Source organism: Micromonospora sp. CPCC 206060 (assembly GCF_036906895.1).
Lineage (GTDB): Bacteria > Actinomycetota > Actinomycetes > Mycobacteriales > Micromonosporaceae > Micromonospora.
In genome coordinates this window covers 25,178-40,396 of the sequence record NZ_JBAKHU010000006.1, presented here as the reverse complement: position 1 = coordinate 40,396, position 15,219 = coordinate 25,178, and the positions used below count along the sequence as shown (strand labels likewise).

The 15,219-nt window shown below is 71.6% G+C and carries 16 protein-coding genes; 12 read left to right on the top strand and 4 right to left on the bottom strand.

The window, feature by feature from the left end:
- Positions 1 to 77: 77 nt before the first annotated feature.
- Positions 78 to 839 carry a PP2C family protein-serine/threonine phosphatase gene (locus V6U90_RS07600; RefSeq protein ID WP_334432599.1) on the bottom strand — a complete coding sequence of 254 codons (762 nt, stop codon included), beginning with the start codon at positions 837 to 839 and terminating at the stop codon, positions 78 to 80.
- A 135-nt stretch (positions 840 to 974) separates the two neighbouring features.
- On the opposite strand from V6U90_RS07600, the gene V6U90_RS07595 reads away from it, so the two are divergent.
- Positions 975 to 1,592 carry a bifunctional 4-hydroxy-2-oxoglutarate aldolase/2-dehydro-3-deoxy-phosphogluconate aldolase gene (locus V6U90_RS07595; RefSeq protein ID WP_334432597.1) on the top strand — a complete coding sequence of 206 codons (618 nt, stop codon included), beginning with the start codon at positions 975 to 977 and terminating at the stop codon, positions 1,590 to 1,592.
- A gap of 177 nt (positions 1,593 to 1,769) precedes the next feature.
- Here V6U90_RS07595 and V6U90_RS07590 read toward each other — a convergent pair whose 3' ends face one another.
- On the bottom strand, positions 1,770 to 3,809 hold the full coding sequence (locus V6U90_RS07590) for an endo-1,4-beta-xylanase (protein ID WP_334432595.1): 2,040 nt from the start codon (positions 3,807 to 3,809) through the stop codon (positions 1,770 to 1,772).
- A gap of 402 nt (positions 3,810 to 4,211) precedes the next feature.
- On the opposite strand from V6U90_RS07590, the gene V6U90_RS07585 reads away from it, so the two are divergent.
- The 7 genes from V6U90_RS07585 (at position 4,212) to V6U90_RS07555 (ending at position 10,459) form a co-directional block, all read left to right on the top strand.
- Entirely contained in the window at positions 4,212 to 4,448 is a 237-nt protein-coding gene (locus V6U90_RS07585) for a helix-turn-helix domain-containing protein (protein WP_334432592.1), read from the top strand.
- Positions 4,448 to 5,038: a Clp protease N-terminal domain-containing protein gene (locus tag V6U90_RS07580; protein WP_334432590.1), complete on the top strand. Its 591-nt coding sequence runs from the start codon at positions 4,448 to 4,450 to the stop codon at positions 5,036 to 5,038. Before V6U90_RS07585 ends, V6U90_RS07580 begins: the two co-directional genes overlap by 1 nt.
- 133 nt (positions 5,039 to 5,171) lie before the next feature.
- Positions 5,172 to 6,182, top strand: a complete 1,011-nt coding sequence (locus V6U90_RS07575) for a diacylglycerol/lipid kinase family protein (RefSeq protein ID WP_334432855.1) — start codon at positions 5,172 to 5,174, stop codon at positions 6,180 to 6,182.
- Positions 6,175 to 7,176 (top strand): YihY/virulence factor BrkB family protein, encoded by a 1,002-nt coding sequence (locus V6U90_RS07570; protein ID WP_334432588.1) that lies wholly within the window; start codon positions 6,175 to 6,177, stop codon positions 7,174 to 7,176. Before V6U90_RS07575 ends, V6U90_RS07570 begins: the two co-directional genes overlap by 8 nt.
- Positions 7,177 to 7,254: 78 nt before the next feature.
- Positions 7,255 to 8,745, top strand: coding sequence for a phosphatase PAP2 family protein (locus V6U90_RS07565; RefSeq protein ID WP_334432586.1), 1,491 nt, complete (start codon positions 7,255 to 7,257; stop codon positions 8,743 to 8,745).
- An 89-nt stretch (positions 8,746 to 8,834) separates the two neighbouring features.
- A complete protein-coding gene (locus V6U90_RS07560) occupies positions 8,835 to 9,650 on the top strand; it encodes an endonuclease/exonuclease/phosphatase family protein (RefSeq protein WP_334432584.1) in 816 nt (271 codons plus the stop codon).
- 113 nt (positions 9,651 to 9,763) lie between these two features.
- Positions 9,764 to 10,459, top strand: a complete 696-nt coding sequence (locus V6U90_RS07555; RefSeq protein ID WP_334432581.1) for a hypothetical protein — start codon at positions 9,764 to 9,766, stop codon at positions 10,457 to 10,459.
- A gap of 156 nt (positions 10,460 to 10,615) precedes the next feature.
- Here V6U90_RS07555 and V6U90_RS07550 read toward each other — a convergent pair whose 3' ends face one another.
- Together V6U90_RS07550 and V6U90_RS07545 are read right to left on the bottom strand one after the other, a co-directional pair.
- The gene (locus V6U90_RS07550; RefSeq protein ID WP_334432579.1) at positions 10,616 to 10,795 is read right to left on the bottom strand and encodes a hypothetical protein; all 180 of its coding nucleotides are present in this window, start codon (positions 10,793 to 10,795) and stop codon (positions 10,616 to 10,618) included.
- Complete coding sequence (locus tag V6U90_RS07545; RefSeq protein WP_334432577.1) at positions 10,792 to 11,754, bottom strand: TIGR03557 family F420-dependent LLM class oxidoreductase; 963 nt, start codon at positions 11,752 to 11,754, stop codon at positions 10,792 to 10,794. Before V6U90_RS07545 ends, V6U90_RS07550 begins: the two co-directional genes overlap by 4 nt.
- Before the next feature lie 380 nt (positions 11,755 to 12,134).
- On the opposite strand from V6U90_RS07545, the gene V6U90_RS07540 reads away from it, so the two are divergent.
- The 4 genes from V6U90_RS07540 to V6U90_RS07525 all read left to right on the top strand — a co-directional run bounded on the left by V6U90_RS07540 (position 12,135) and on the right by V6U90_RS07525 (position 15,213).
- Positions 12,135 to 13,505, top strand: coding sequence for a cellulase family glycosylhydrolase (locus V6U90_RS07540; protein ID WP_334432575.1), 1,371 nt, complete (start codon positions 12,135 to 12,137; stop codon positions 13,503 to 13,505).
- Positions 13,506 to 13,831: 326 nt separating this feature from the next.
- Entirely contained in the window at positions 13,832 to 14,005 is a 174-nt protein-coding gene (locus V6U90_RS07535; protein ID WP_334432573.1) for a rubredoxin, read from the top strand.
- Positions 14,006 to 14,008: 3 nt separating this feature from the next.
- On the top strand, positions 14,009 to 14,230 hold the full coding sequence (locus V6U90_RS07530; RefSeq protein ID WP_334432571.1) for an FAD-dependent oxidoreductase: 222 nt from the start codon (positions 14,009 to 14,011) through the stop codon (positions 14,228 to 14,230).
- Positions 14,227 to 15,213, top strand: coding sequence for an NAD(P)/FAD-dependent oxidoreductase (locus V6U90_RS07525; protein WP_334432569.1), 987 nt, complete (start codon positions 14,227 to 14,229; stop codon positions 15,211 to 15,213). Before V6U90_RS07530 ends, V6U90_RS07525 begins: the two co-directional genes overlap by 4 nt.
- Positions 15,214 to 15,219: the final 6 nt, after the last annotated feature.

The following is a 15,219-nucleotide window of genomic DNA, read 5'->3' as shown; positions in this document are numbered from 1 at the left end:
CCCGCCGATCATGGAGTTGTGGTGCCCCACGAAAGCCGTGAACGGGTGCCAACCGCCCACCACAACTCCATGATCGACTAGGTGATGGTGAGTAGGGCGACGGTGGCGTTGTCCCGGCCGCCCGCCGCGAGCGAGTCGGCCAGGATCCGGTCCACCGTCCCGCCCGGCTCCCGGATGCCGCCCAGCAGGTCCCGCAACCGGCCGTACTCGACCTGCTCGGCCACCCCGTCCGTGCAGAGGCAGTAGACGTCCCCGGGGCGCAGGGTCACCGCCAGCAGATCCGGCTCCGGCCGGTCCGGATGCCCGATGTAGCGGGTCAGCTGGTACCGGGCGGCGGCGGCCGCCGGCGAATCGGCCGGGTACCAGCCGTGCACCGCGCCCAGCCAGGCGACCGTGTGGTCGACGGTCAGCAACTCCAGCAGGCCACCCCGGAGCCGGTAGACCCGGGAATCGCCGATCTGGGTGATCCAGCCGTGCTCCCCGTCCGGCCCGACCAGCAGGGCGGTCAGCGTGCAGCCGGTCAACTCGCCCAGTTGCGCCCCGGCGGCGCGTACCCGGGACTGGGCCTCGGCGACGGCGGCGCGCAACCGCCGGTCGTCCGCCGTCGAACCGGCCGCGTGCACCGCCTCGACCAGGGTGGTCATCGCGGTGGACCCGGCGACCGTGCTGCCCCGGCCCGACCCCATCCCGTCGGCCACCGCGGCGAACGGCAGCGTCGCGTCGACGTGCAGCACGTCGAAGTTCGCCGGGTAGCGGTGACCGACGACGCTGCCACCGGCGAGCGTCACGTCGTGCCGGCCGACCCGGAACCGGCGCACCTGGCCGGGATTCGTGGACATCAGCGGACGCTAGCAGGGGCGCAACCACGGTGGGGGACCACCGGCCGGGACCTGATGCCGGCAACCCGCAGCGGGGCCGACCGCCGGCTGCGAGGATGGGAACGGACCCGTCGGTGACCTGCGGAGGCGGCAGCGGTGAACCTGTGTGAGCTGCTGGAGACCCACCGACTGATGGCGGTGGTACCCGCCGACGACCCCGAGCCCGCGCTGGCCAGCATCCGGGTCCTCGTCGAGGCCGGGGTACGCCTCATCGAGGTGCCACTGACCTCGCGGGACGCGGTCGGGGTGCTGCTGCGGGCGCACGCCGAACTGGGCGGCGACGCGGTGCTCGGCGCGGGCAGCGTACTCACCGACGCGGACGTGGTGCAGGTCGAGCAGGCCGGTGGCGCCTTCGTGGTGACCCCGGCCCTGGTGCCAGCGGTCGCCGAGTCGGTACGCCTCAACCTGCCCGCCCTGGTCGGCGCGCTCACCCCGGCCGAAGTGGTCTCGGCCAGCCTGGCCGGGGCGACCGCGGTCAAGGTCTTCCCCGCCTCGCTCGGTGGCCCCGACTACCTGCGTACGCTCCGCGAACCCTTCCCGACCGTGCCGTTCGTCCCGGTCGGCGGGGTGGACCTCGACGCCGCGCTCGCCTACCTCGACGCCGGTGCGTTGGCGGTGGGGATCGGGGCGCCGCTGCTGGGCGACGCCCCGCACGGTGGTGACCTGGCCGCGCTACGCCGTCGCGCCGCGACCTTCCGCTCCGCCCTCACGTAAGGAAGGGCCCCTTCTTAACGCATCCGGTAGAGGAAGGGGCCCTTCTTAACAACTCTCAGCGCCATTCAACGCCCCGATGCGCCGCTTGGTGTGCCACTTGAAGCGCCGCTTGGTGTGCCGTTTGGAGCGCCGCTTGGTGTGCCATCTGGTGTGCCGCTTGGCGCCGGTGTTCCCTGATCAGCCGAGCCAGCAGGGTACGTTGTTCAGGGTGAACGATGTCGGCCTGCTGTTCGTCCCGGTCCAGCTGCCCAGGAAGCCGAAGCTGGCGCTGCCGTTCGGCGTGACGATGCCGTTCCAGGAAGCGTTGCCGACGGTGACCGTCGCGCCGGTCTGGCTGACCGTGCCGTTCCAGAGCTGACTGACCGACTGACCGTCGCGGAAGGCCCAGCGCAGCGTCCAGCCGTTGACCGGGGTGTACGAGGTGTTGACGACCTTCACCTCGGCCTGGAACCCGCCGGTCCACTGGTTGGTGACCGTGTACGTCACCCGGCACGGCTTCGGGGCCTCCTCGGTCGGGGTCACCGACGGCGAAGGGCTGGGCGAGACGGTCGGGCTGGCCGTGGGCGAGACGGTGGGCGAGACCGTGGGGGAGACGGTCGGGCTGACTGTCGGCGTCGGGGTCGGCGCCCCGATCCGGGACGGGTCGACGATCCCCCAGTACGCCGGCTTGGCCTGCAACTCCAGGTCGAACAGGAGCGGGGCGTCCTTGCGGGTCACCGGGAAGCTGTCCAGCCAGGTGTCGTCGTCGGCCAGCCCCCAGACCGTCACCGAGGTGATCTCACTGGCGTACCGGCGGTAGAGGGCGAACAGGTCCCGGTAGCGGTACGCCTGGGTCAGTAGCCGGTCGGCCGGCGGGGTCGGGAACGACTCGGAGTTGTTCCGGTAGATGCCGATGTCCATCTCGGTGATCTGCTGTTCCACCCCGAGCGGGATGAACTTCTGGAGCATCGCCTCGGTCTCGGACACCGACGGCCAGTCGATGTTGACGTGCATCTGGTGCCCGACCCCGTCGACCGGTACCCCCTCCGAGCGTAACTGCGCGACCAGCGCGTGCAGTTTGTCACGCTTGGCCGGCACGTTGGTGTTGTAGTCGTTGATGTAGAGCGCGGCGGTCGGCGCCACCTCCCGGGCCACCCGGAACGCGGTGCGCAGGTAGTCCAGGCCGGTGATCTCGAACCAGCGGCTGCGGCGCAGCCCGTCGGCCTGATTCTCGTCGATCACCTCGTTCGCCACGTCCCAGACGCCGATCTTCGTGCCGTACCGGCCGACCACCGCGCGGATGTGCGCCTCCAGCCGGCTGAGCAGCAGCGCCTTGTTCTCCGGCGTCGCGGTCATCGGGTTGCCGGCCGCGTCGTTGAAGACCCAGGTCGGGGTCTGCTGGTGCCAGACCAGGGTGTGCCCGCGTACCGCTATGCCGTTGGCGACGGCGAACCCGACCAGCGCGTCGGCGTCGGTGAACCGGAACTGTCCCTCGGTCGGCTCGGTGGCGTCCCACTTGAGCACGTTGCCGGGGGTGATCGAGTTGAAATGCCGCTTCAGCAGTTCGGCGTGGTTGCCGACGAGCTGCTGCGGGCCGATCGCGGCGCCGATCGGGAAGGCGTCGGCGAGGGCGCTCTTCACCGCCGGGATGTCGGTCTGGATCGGTTTGGTCGGCAGGTACGACAGCTGGAAGTCGTCGATGTGCAGGCTCGCGGTGCCGCTGGCCGACTCGACGTACGTGGCCAGGTAGTCGACGTCGTGCGCGAGCAGGTAGGACCCGGTCAGGTTGACCCAGCCGTCGGCGGTGACAGCGGTGTTGCCGACCACCTGGTCGTAGGCGGCGGTGCCGGCGGTACGCCGCTCCAGGCTCAACCGGACCTGGCCGGAGGGCTGCCCGGCGGCGAGCCGGACCCACACCGACAGGGTGTACCGGGTGCCCTTGGTCATCGTCTCCAACAGATTGCGGGTGGGCCCCTCCCAACTGCGCGTCCGGCCGGTCACGGCCAGGCTGTGGGTACCGCTGTGGGCGGTCGCGGTGCTGGCGGCGACGGTCTCGTCGGCCCGGGCGGTCCAGCCCTGGGCGGTGCCGTCGTCGAAGGTGCTCTGCACCACGACGACCGGGTCGGCGGCGTGCGCCGGGGGAGTGGCGGTCAGGGGTACGACGACGGCGAGCGCGGCCGTCGCGGCCAGGGTGGCCAGCGCGGCGGGCAGGGCGCTCCGTCGGGAGGTCAGGTGCATCGTGGTCCTCACGTTCGCAGGTGTTCGGGCTGCGCGTGGAGTTCCCGGGCCGCCTCGGCGATGAGTGCGCTGGCGGTCGGCGACCGGCGCCGGTGGCGACCGACGGTCGTCGCCGGGTACGGCGATGCCGACGCGACGGCGACCGACGGTCGTCGCCGGGTACGGCGATGCCCACGCGCCGGCGACGACATGAGCCCGCATGTCGGTCGCGCGCTGCGCGGTCCTGCTCCCTGGCCGTGCCGGTGGCGCTGGTGGTGGTGCCCGCCGATGTCGCGGACGACCGCCGTCGGGGTGCTCCGGCCCCGGCCACCGATGCGCATCGATCGTAGGGGTCCGGGGCGCACCCGGACCAGTTCGTCAACCTGGGTTGACAAAAGACGGTCGTCAACCTAGGTTGACACCATGAGTAGCGCAACGGAGTTGGCGGCGGCGGCCGGCAGCACCGACCCCCGGGTCGGGTTGCGGGCGGTGCTCGCCCTGCGCCGGCTGCTGGACCGCCTGGAACGGGTGCAGGTGGACAACGCCCGGCGACAGGGCTGGTCCTGGCAGGAGATCGCCGACGCACTGGAGGTCAGCAAGCAGGGGGTCCACAAGAAGCACGCCGGTCGGCCGGCGGTCAACGGAACGTGGGAGGAATGATGTTCGAACGGTTCACCCAGCGCGCCCGGGCCGTGGTGGTCCACGCCCGGGACGAGGCTGACCGGCTGCACCATCCGCGGGTCGGCACCGAACACCTGCTGCTCGCCCTGCTGCACGACGGGCAGAGCCTCGCTGCCACGGTGCTGCGCGACGCCGGGGTCCGCGCCGACGACCTGCGGGCCCGCATCGAGCAGGAGGCCGGGCCCGGGTCCCGGGCCCTCGACGAGGCCGACGCCGCCGCGCTCCGGGAGATCGGCATCGATCTGGCCGCCGTCGTGGCCCGGGTCGAGGAGTCCTTCGGGCCGGGCGCGCTCAACGATCCGCCGCCGGCACCGCGGCGGTGGCCGTGGGGTCGACGGTACGACGGGAGCCGCTTCTCGCCCCGCGCGAAGAAGGTGCTGGAGCTGGCTCTGCGCGAGGCGGTCCGGCTGCGGCACAACTACGTCGGCACCGAACACATCCTGCTCGGGCTGCTCCGGGAGGGTAACGGCCTGGCCGCCCTGGCCCTGACCCGGGCCGGGCTCGACCTGGCCGACCTGCGCCGCCGGGTGCTCGACGCGGTCCGCGCCGGTGCCCGACCGGCTGCCTGAACCGACCGCCTGAACCGACCGCCTGGCCGACCGCCCGGTCGCCTGCCGAAACCTTTTTCCGCTGCCCGGAAAGTCACCCTCCGCCGGGTCGCCCCCGGAACCGATGTGCTGCACACTTGCGGCCGTGAGCGGTGTGCAGCAGGCCCCCGGCGGTGGTCCGGGCCCGGTCGACGGTTGCCGGGGACCGGTGTCGGCCGTGGTCGTCAACCCGGTCAAGGTCGCCGACGTCGACAAGCTGCGCAGGACGGTCCGGGGCACCCTGGTCGACGCCGGCTGGCCGGAACCGCTCTGGTACGAGACCACGATCGACGACCCCGGCCTCGGGCAGACCCGGGCCGCCATCGAGGCCGGCGCCGAGATCGTCTTCGCCTGCGGCGGTGACGGCACGGTGATGTCCTGCGTCAGCGGTGTGGTCGGCACCGAGGTCGCCCTCGCCGTCCTCCCCAACGGCACCGGCAACCTGCTCGCGGCCAACCTCGGGCTCTCCAACGACCTCGCCGCCGGCCTGGAGGTCGCCCTCGAACGCGGCCGGCGTCGGCTCGACGTCGGCGCCGTCGACGACCGGTACTTCACCGTGATGGCCGGAATGGGCTTCGACGCCCAGATGCTCGACTCGACCTCGGAGACCACCAAGGCCCGGATCGGCTGGCCGGCGTACCTCGTCGGTGCCGCCCGGCACCTGCGGGACCGACCGATGCGGGTGCAGATCCGGATCGACGACCAACCGCCGCTGCGGCGGCGGGCCCGGTCGGTCCTGGTCGCCAACGTGGGCCGGCTCCAGGGCGGGGTACGCCTGCTCACCGGGGCCGAGCCGGACGACGGCTACCTGGACGTGGCCGTGCTCACCCCGCGTACCCTGCGGCACTGGGCCGCTCTCGGCTGGGCGCTGCTCCGCCGGCAGGGCCGGATCCCCCGGATGGAGGTGTTCCGGGGAAAGCGGGTCGAGATCACCAGCAACCGTCCCCAGCCCCGGGAACTGGACGGGGACCTGATCGAACCGGACCGTACCCTGCGGGTCGAGGTTCGCCCTGAGGCGTTCTGGCTCTGCGTACCCCGGCCCGAGCAGGCCCCGGACCTCGCCGACGACGCCGAGGCGGTGGCCGAGCGGGGCGAGCGGCGGGTCGAGGAGGCACGCCGTGAGTAGCACCCGGATGGTGCCGGAGACCCGGTTGATGGCCCACGAGGAACTCTCCGCCGACGACGCCTGGCACACGCTACGCCGGCACGGCGGGTGGCACCTGGCCCGGGACGCCTTCGTCCGGTTCCGCTACGGCGACGGGTTCAGCCACTCCCGGGCGCTGGCCCTGCAACTCTGCCTCGCGGTGGTGCCCTTCCTGATCGCCCTCACCGGCCTGATCAGCGACCTCGGGGTGGAGGAGGGCGGCCGGGTGGTCGCCGACACCGTCCTGGCGCTCACCCCCGGTGCCAGCGAGGAGGTGGTGCACGACCTGCTGGTCGAGGAGGAGCGCACCGAACGGGCCGGGGAACTCGCGCTCAGCCTCGGCCTGCTGACCGGTCTGGTCGCGCTGACCTCGACGATGGCGCAGATCGAGCGGGGCGCCAACCGGATCTACGGCGTCGAGCGGGACCGTCCGGCGCTGTGGAAGTACCTCCGGGCGGCCATCCTCGCGGTGACGGCGGGCGTACCGGCGCTGATCGGGTTCCTGATCCTGGTCGGCGGCGGCCCGATGGGCGACAGTGTGCAACGGCACTACGCCTGGGGCGAGGTCGCCAACGGTCTGTGGGACGTCGTCCGGTGGCCGCTGAGCCTGGCGTTGACCGTGCTCGCCGTCGCGGTGCTGTTCCGGCACGCGCCCCGTCGCAACCAGCCCGGCCTGTCCTGGCTGCTCTTCGGCGCCGGCATCGCCACCGCGCTGTGGTGGTTGGCCAGCCTGCTGCTGGCCGCGTACGTGCAGGTCAGCGACGGATTCGGGCAGACCTACGGCGCGTTGACCGGGATGATGGCGCTGCTGCTGTGGGCCAACCTCACCGGGATGGCGCTCTTCGGTGGGCTGGCCTTCGCCGCTCAGTTGGAGGCGCTGCGGATCGGGGTCGAGGAGCCGGCCCAACCGGACCTGTGGGAGCCCGAGGCGGAGCGTACGGAACTGCACGACACCGGAGAGATGACCGCCCTCTGAGCGCCCCGGGCCACCCCGGTGTACGAGCCGCACGGATCGGGTAAAGCCGCTCGCCAGGAGCGAGAGGGAGGTGCCGTGGTGACCACGGTCAAAGAGGTGGTGCGGCGACCACTGGGCCATTTCGCCGAGCGGAGCCTCGCCGGGCTCGCCGTCATCCTCGGCGCCGGGGTCGGCTTCGGCGTCCTGCTGGTGCTGGTCCGGACGAGGTGGTCCCCGCTCTACGACGTCGACCACGGGGTGGCCGCCTGGCTCAACGACCTGGTGGCACCGCACGGTCCACTGGTGACCGTGCTCAACGCGATCACCGACCTGGGCGGGCGTCCGGTCATCATCTGGCTGGTCACCGTCGCGGTGGTGGGTCTGCTCATCCGGCGGCGGGCCCGGCTGGCGGTCTACGTGATCGTCACCGGCCTCGGCGCGCTCATCCTCGACCCGGCGCTGAAGACCCTGGTCGGGCGGCTGCGCCCGGAGGTGGAGGTGCCGATCGGCAGCTACGCGGGGGAGAGCTTCCCCAGCGGGCACGCGCTCGGTTCGATGGTCGCCTACGGTGCCCTGCTGCTGGTGTTCCTGCCGGCGATGGCGCCCCGGTGGCGTCGACCGGCCATCGCGCTGGTCGCCACGGTCGTGGTCGCGATCGGGCTCACCCGGATCGCGCTCGGCGTGCACTTCGTCTCCGACGTGCTCGGTGCCTGGTTGCTCGGCGCGGCCTGGCTCGGCGTCACCGCGTACGCCTTCTGCCTCTGGCGGCGGGAACGGGGCCGGACGGTACCGCCGTTGACCGAGGGCCTGGAGCCGGAGGCCGGGCACGACATCGTCCCCGCCCCGGCCGGGGAGCAGGTGCTGCCCCATCCGCGTTCGGCGACCGCCGAACTGGTGGTCGGCTGGGTGCTGGTCTTCGGGGCGTTGTTCGCCTTCGGTACCTACGTCAGCTACCACGCCAAGGGCACCATCTTCGAAGCCCTGGACACCGACGTGCCGCGGTGGTTCGCCGACCGGCACACCGGCGCGCTCACCGACCTGAGCTGGTGGTGGAGCAAGTTCGGCGACACCCACGCCATTCTGCTGGTCTCGATGGTCTTCTGCCCGCTGGTGCTGGCGGTCTGGCGCCGCTGGCGGCCGGTGCTGTTCGTGGCGCTGACCATGTTCGGCGAGCTGAGCCTCTTCCTCGCCTCGGCCGCAGCGGTCGACCGGCCCCGCCCGGCGGTGGAGAACCTGGACGGCCAGATGCCCACCTCGTCCTTCCCGTCCGGGCACATCGCCGCGACCATCTGTCTCTACGCCGCGATCGCGGTGCTGGTCTTCCCCCGGACCGACCGCTGGTGGCGGTGGGTGCTGGTGGCGCTCGCGGTGATCATGCCGCTCGGGGTGGCCATCTCCCGGATGTACCGGGGCATGCACCACCCGACCGACTTCATGGGCGCGATCCTGCTCAGTGCGTTCTGGATCGGCCTGCTCTACTGGGTGCTGCGCCCCAACGCGGACGTCTACGAGGGCAACCAGCCGGCCATCGAGTCGGCGGACGTGCACACCCTCGACGACGAACTGGTCAGGGCGGGCCGCCCGGACTGACCGGCAGTGCACCGGGCGACGGCCGGTAGGCCACGGGGCAGTCGACGTGCACCGGCCGGGAGGGAACGGGTACGGCCATGCTGCGGGTGATGACCTGGAACATCCGTAACGGCGGGCAGGACCGGACAGCCGGGGGGAGAGCCGTCCGGCCCGGCGACGATCCGGCCCGCCTCGCCGGGGTCGTCGAGGTTGTCGACGGGTACCGGCCGGACATCCTGGCGGTCCAGGAACTCCGGGGCTTCCGCCGGGACGATCGGATGGCGCGCTTCGCGGCGGCGGTGGGTATGCGGCCGTACCTGGCCCGGGAGTGGTTCGGGCAGCCGGTTGCGGTGCTGGTCCGGCCGCCGGGGCGGGTCGTCGGGGCGGGACCGCTCCGCCGTCCGTTCCACCACGCCGCGCAACAGGTCGTCGTGCCGACCAGCGCCGGACCGTTGCGGGTGCTCGCCGCCCACCTGCACCCGTACTCGGGCACCCGACGGCTGGTCGAGGCCCGGTGGCTGGCGGCGGCCTGCCGGGGCGGCCCGGACCGGCAGGTGTTGCTGATGGGGGATCTGAACACCCTGGATCCGTGGACCGACCACGCCGGGAGACTGGACCGGCTACCGGCCGCCTACCGTGGCCGGCACCTGCGCCGTGACTCCACCGTGGACACCCGCGCGGTCGCCCTGCTGGACCGGGCCGGACTGGTCGACCTGTACCGGCACGCCGGTCAGGGCGACCCGGAGACCGCACCGACCCGGCACGGTGGCGGTGCGGAGTTCTCCGGGATGCGGCTGGACTACCTGTTCGGTTCGCCGGCGCTGGCCGCGCGGACCCGGGTGTGCCAGGTGCTGCGCGGCGGGGCGGCTGAGTGGGCCTCCGATCACTATCCCGTCGTCGCCGAACTGGACCTCGACCTCTACTGAGCCGGCTCAACGGGATCGCTGCCGTCGGGCGCGGTCTGCACGGAAGTGCCCACCTACGGGGGCGGCCGGGTGACACCGCACGCACGTTGACCAGGTTCTCTAGGCTGTCGCCCGTGACAACCAGCGATCGAGGTACCCGCGTGTCGGTGCCACCACCGGCCGACCAACCGCCCAGGCTCTCCCCCCTGATCGCGGTGCCGGCCCGGGTGGTGGCGCTGCTGGTGGTCGTACCGTTGCGGTTGATCTGGGAAGCGGTCGTGGCCGTCGGTGGTTTCGTCTACCGTTACCTGCTCGCCCCGGTCGGCCGGTTCCTCTACCGCTACCTGCTGCGCCCGATCGGCTGGCTCCTGCACCGGGTGGTCTGGCTCCCGCTGACCTGGCTGTTCCGCTATCTGATCTGGGTGCCGCTGGTCTGGCTGCTCCGGTATCTGGTGTGGATCCCGCTGACCTGGGTGGTTCGCTACCTGATCTGGGTGCCGCTGGACTGGCTGGCCAGGCTGCTGGCGCCGGCGGGACCGGTGCTTGCCCGCTGGTTGGACGCCTTGTGGCGGGTGCTGGCCGACGCCGTCGGCTACGCCTGGCGGGCCGCCGGCTGGCTGTTGCGGGGGATCTATCTGGTCCTGTTCCGTCCGATCGGGCTCGTCCTGGCCTGGACCTGGCGGCACACCGTGGTCCCGGTGGCCCGGGGCGTACGGGCGGTCTGGCGGGCGACGGTCGTGCCGGTGGCCCGGTGGGTGAACCGCGCCGTGCTCGGACCGGTCCGTGCGGTGACCCGGGAGATCCTGGCCGCTCTCGGCCTGCGCGGCTGATCCACTGCCAGCCTGTCCGGGGAGTCCCCGGTCAGAGCAGCAGGTTGATCACGACGGTCAGCACGACTGACGCGACGATCGAGAAGAGGATCATCAGAAGGCAGCCGAGTCCACCGCCGAGCGGGCGGATCTCCGTGTTCCCGATACGCATGACGGTCACCCTTCCCGTAGCGGCTGGGCCAGAAACTCGCGTACCGCGACGGCGACGGCGACGGGCGTGGGGGCGACCCGGTTGTGCGCCGCCCACTCGCTGGTCAGCCCGGCGGCCGGGCGGGGCGCGGCCAGCGCCAGCCGTAGTTGGCGGGCGTCGAACCGGCCGGGACGGTGGGTGGTCACAGTTGCCGTAACCGGGGTAGCAGTTCCTCGCGGGCCCAGTCGATGAACATGGGCTGGCTCTCGCCGCCCACCTGGACGATGGCGACGTGGGTGAATCCCGCGTCGACGAACTGCTTGAACGCCTCGACGTGCGTGTCGGTGTCCGGTCCGCACGGGATGCCCTGAGCCACGTCCTCCTCCCGGACGAACTGGGTCGCGGCGGCGAAGGACTCCGGCCCGGGGAGGTCGGCGTTGACCTTCCAGCCGAGGCCGAACCAGCGGAACTGGTCATGGACGATCTTCCGGCACTCGGCCTCGTCCGGCCCGTAGCAGATCGCCACCTGGCCGTAGCGGGGTTTGCCACCACCCCCGGCGTCGTCGAAGAGCCGCAGGATGCGGTAGTCGGGCTCGGTGGCGATCACCCCGTCGCCGTACTCCGCCGCGAGGCTGGCCGAGGAGGGGCCGGAGGCGGCCAGGGCGATCGGTACCGGGGTCTCCGGTCGGTCCCAGAGGTAGGCGTCCGGCACGTCGAAGTGGTTGCCGGTATAGGTGAGGGTGGCGCCGTCGAGCAGCGGCCGGATGATCTGCATCGCCTCCTCGAACATCTCGTGTCGCTGCTGGACGTGCGGCCAGCTACCGACGACGTGTTCGTTGAGGTTCTCCCCGGCGCCGAGGCCGAGGGTGAACCGGCCGTCGGAGAGCACTCCGAGGGTGGCGGCCTTCTGCGCCACCACGGCGGGGTGGTAGCGGCGGATCGGGCAGGTCACGAAGGACATCAGTTCGGCCCGGGAGGTGGCGTGAGCGACCGCGCCGAGCACCGACCAGGCATAAGGGGCGTGGCCCTGGGAGTCCAGCCAGGGGTAGTAGTGGTCGGAGATGACGAGCTGGTCGAAACCGGCGTTCTCCGCCCGTACCGCGTAGTCGACCAGTTCCTTGGGGCCGGCCTGCTCGCACATCAGTGTGTAACCCACGGCGACCATCTCGACGTCTCCTCTCGCCCGGCGACCGTCGGGGTTTACCCCGAGGCCGGCCGGTGAATCCCCGCCGGGCCGGATACTCCGGCATCGATTCCTTGGCAGGTGCTTCTCCGGTGCCCAAGGGCTCCGCTTAATCGGTTCATCTAAGCTCCGGCGCTCGTCCTGTAGTGGGATTGGCCGCCCCGCGATGGTCCTGCGTGTGCTCGGCCGTCGCGGGGTGCTCAGTGCAGGCGCAGCGGCACTGAACCGTTTGCGCCCTCTCCGGGCATCGGCTTAAGCTGATGGGCGCGCAACCGGGTGCCGGGCGGGGCTGTCGGGCAGCAGCCTTCCTTTGCCAGATCTCTCTGCGCCCGCGTTCGCGGGGCCTCTCCACGAGGAAGACCATGAAGAAACGCCTGTCCCTGGCCGCCGCTGCGCTGCTCGCGCTGGTCGCGGCCGTCTTCGCCGTCAACACCCCGGCGCACGCCGCCGCTGGTTTCACCGTTGCCAACGGCAAGCTCTACGACGCCAACGGCAACGAGTTCATCATGCGCGGCGTCAACCACGCCCACACCTGGTACCCGCAGCACACCAGCTCGTTCGCCAGCATCAAGGCGCTCGGTGCCAACACCGTCCGGGTGGTGCTGGCCAGCGGCGACCGGTGGACGAAGAACAGCGCCAGCGACGTCGCGAACGTCATCTCGCTCTGCAAGACCAACAAGCTGATCTGCGTCCTGGAGGTGCACGACACCACCGGGTACGGCGAGCAGAGCGGGGCGATCACCCTGGACCGTGCGGTCGACTACTGGATCAGCATCCAGAGTGCGCTGACCGGCGAGGAGAAGTACGTCATCGTCAACATCGGCAACGAGCCGTACGGCAACCAGAACTACGGTTCCTGGGCGACCGACACCGGCAACGCCATCAAGCGGCTGCGTACCGCCGGTTTCCAGCACACCATCATGGTCGACGCCCCGAACTGGGGTCAGGACTGGTCGAACACGATGCGGGACAACGCCGGCTCGGTGTTCAACGCGGACCCGAACCGCAACACGGTCTTCTCGATCCACATGTACGGCGTCTACAACACCGCCAGCAAGATCAGTGACTACCTCGGCCGGTTCCGCAGCAACAACCTGCCGATCGTGGTCGGCGAGTTCGGCCACAACCACTCCGACGGTGACCCGGACGAGGACGCCATCCTGTCGTACAGCCAGGCCAACGGGATCGGCTACCTCGGCTGGTCGTGGAGCGGTAACGGTGGTGGCGTCGAGTACCTGGACATGGTCACCAGCTTCAACCCGGCGAGCCTGACCAGCTGGGGGCAGCGGATCTTCAACGGCGCCAACGGGATCAAGCAGACCGCCCGGGAGGCGTCGGTCTACGGCGGCGTCACCCCGACCACCCCGCCGACGACCCCGCCCACCACTCCGCCCACGACCCCGCCCACCACCCCGCCGACCACGCCGCCCGGCAAGCCCTGCACGGCGACGTACTCGATCATCAACAGCTGGCAGGGCGGCTTCCAGGCCGACGTCAAGGTGACCGCTGGCGCGCAGGCGCTCAACGGCTGGGCGGTGAACTGGACGTTCGCCAACGGCCAGAGCGTGAGCCAGTCCTGGAACGCCAACCTGACCAGCAGCGGGGCCAACGTGACCGCGCGCAACGTCGACTACAACGCTGCCGTGGGTGCCGGGGCGAGCACCACCTTCGGCTTCATCGCCAGTTGGAACGGCACCAACGCGGTTCCGGCGGTGACCTGCACCGCGAGCTGACCGCAGTCAGCCCGCACCACAAACGGATCTTGGTGGCGAACGGACCCGGGAAGGGCCGTTTGCCACCAAGATCCGTCATCGGCTGCCGGGCCGGCCGGCTGCCGGGCTGAAAGATTCATTGTGGACCCGCTGTCTCCGTTAAGGCTGCCCTGAGCTGCAAATATGCCCCGTCCGACCGGGACGGGGTCCGGCGAGGGTGGCCGCCGCGTGGGTAGTCAGACAGAATCGGTCCGCCTGATGCTGCCCGCTTGGCGCGGACGCTCTCAAGGAAGGTACGGGGACACCGGACCGCTGACCGGGCGATGACGACCTGACCGGAGGACACCATGAAGGTGTGGCGTTGTGAGCAGTGCGGCTTCGAGTACGACGAGGCCAAGGGCTGGCCGGACGAGGACATCGCCCCCGGCACCCGCTGGGAGGACATCCCCGACGACTGGTACTGCCCGGACTGCGGAGCGGCCAAGGCCGATTTCAGCATGGTCGAAGTGACCCCGGCCTGAGCCATGGCCGGACCGGAGCGGGTCGTGGTGGTCGGCGCCGGCATCGCCGGGGTCAGCGCCGTGGCCGGGATGCGGGCCGCCGGGTTCGCCGGGCAGATCGTGCTGGTCGGTGCCGAGGACGGACTGCCCTACCGGCGGCCACCGCTGAGCAAGGAACTGCTCCGCGGGGAGAAGACCCTCGCAGACCCGCCACCTGGTACGCCGACCAGCGGGTCGAGCTGGTGACCGGATGCCCGGCCACCGCCGTCGATCCGGCTGCCCGGCAGGTCACCCTCACCGATGGACGGATCCTGGCGTACGACCGACTGGTGCTGGCCACCGGCGGCCGGGCCCGCCGGATCGGCCCGGAGTCCGACCGGGTACACACCCTGCGCACTGCCGCCGACGTACCCGCCCTGCACGCGGCGCTGACCCGCGCGGACCGGCTGGTCGTGGTCGGCGCCGGTCTGGTCGGCTCGGAGATCGCCGCGAGTGCCCGGTCGTTGGGGTGCGCGGTCACCCTGCTGGAGACCGCCGCCCGGCCGCTGCCGAGGCTGCTCCCGCCGGACATCGGCCGGATGTACGCCGACCTGCACGCCGCACACGGCACCGAACTCTGCACCGGGGTCAGCATCGTGGATCTCGTCGACCAGGGTGACCGGGTCGTGGTCACCGCCGCAGACGGCCGCTCCTGGTCGGCGCCCGTGGTGGTGGTCGCCGTCGGCATGCAGCCCAACGCCGAGCTGGCCTTCGCCGCCGGGCTGCTGGTCCACGACGGCATCCGGGTCGACGGGGCGCGCCGCACCTCCGACCCCGCCGTCTACGCCGCCGGTGACGTGGCGAACCGCCCCGAACCGGTGCTCGGCGGGCGCTGCCGGATCGAGCACTGGCAGGGCGCGCAGACCCACGGCACCGCAGTGGGCCGGGCGGTCGTCGGGGAGGCGGTCGACTTCGCCGAGGTGCCCTGGTGCTGGTCCGACCAGTACAACCACAACCTCCAGGTGACCGGCTGGCCGGAGGCCGCCGACCGGTGCGTGCTGCGGGGCAGCCTCGCCGACCGGCGGTTCACCGCGTTCCTCACCCGCGCCGACCAGCTCGTCGGCGCGGTGGCCATGGGAAGCCCGGCCGACATCCGGGCTGCCCGTACCCTGATCGGGGCCCGGGCCCGGGTACGCGCCGACGCGCTGGCCGACGACGCGATCGCCGTGGCTGACTGCCGGATCAGCTGAGAGGGG

Excerpts from the sequence above, each read along its gene's own strand:
- V6U90_RS07600 (WP_334432599.1), bottom strand. The coding sequence starts at position 839 with ATGTCCACGAATCCCGGCCAGGTGCGCCGGTTCCGGGTCGGCCGGCAC.
- V6U90_RS07590 (WP_334432595.1), bottom strand. The coding sequence starts at position 3,809 with ATGCACCTGACCTCCCGACGGAGCGCCCTGCCCGCCGCGCTGGCCACC.
- V6U90_RS07585 (WP_334432592.1), top strand. The coding sequence starts at position 4,212 with ATGAGTAGCGCAACGGAGTTGGCGGCGGCGGCCGGCAGCACCGACCCC.
- V6U90_RS07580 (WP_334432590.1), top strand. The coding sequence starts at position 4,448 with ATGTTCGAACGGTTCACCCAGCGCGCCCGGGCCGTGGTGGTCCACGCC.
- V6U90_RS07560 (WP_334432584.1), top strand. The coding sequence starts at position 8,835 with ATGACCTGGAACATCCGTAACGGCGGGCAGGACCGGACAGCCGGGGGG.
- V6U90_RS07545 (WP_334432577.1), bottom strand. The coding sequence starts at position 11,754 with ATGGTCGCCGTGGGTTACACACTGATGTGCGAGCAGGCCGGCCCCAAG.
- V6U90_RS07540 (WP_334432575.1), top strand. The coding sequence starts at position 12,135 with ATGAAGAAACGCCTGTCCCTGGCCGCCGCTGCGCTGCTCGCGCTGGTC.
- V6U90_RS07535 (WP_334432573.1), top strand. The coding sequence starts at position 13,832 with ATGAAGGTGTGGCGTTGTGAGCAGTGCGGCTTCGAGTACGACGAGGCC.
- V6U90_RS07530 (WP_334432571.1), top strand. The coding sequence starts at position 14,009 with ATGGCCGGACCGGAGCGGGTCGTGGTGGTCGGCGCCGGCATCGCCGGG.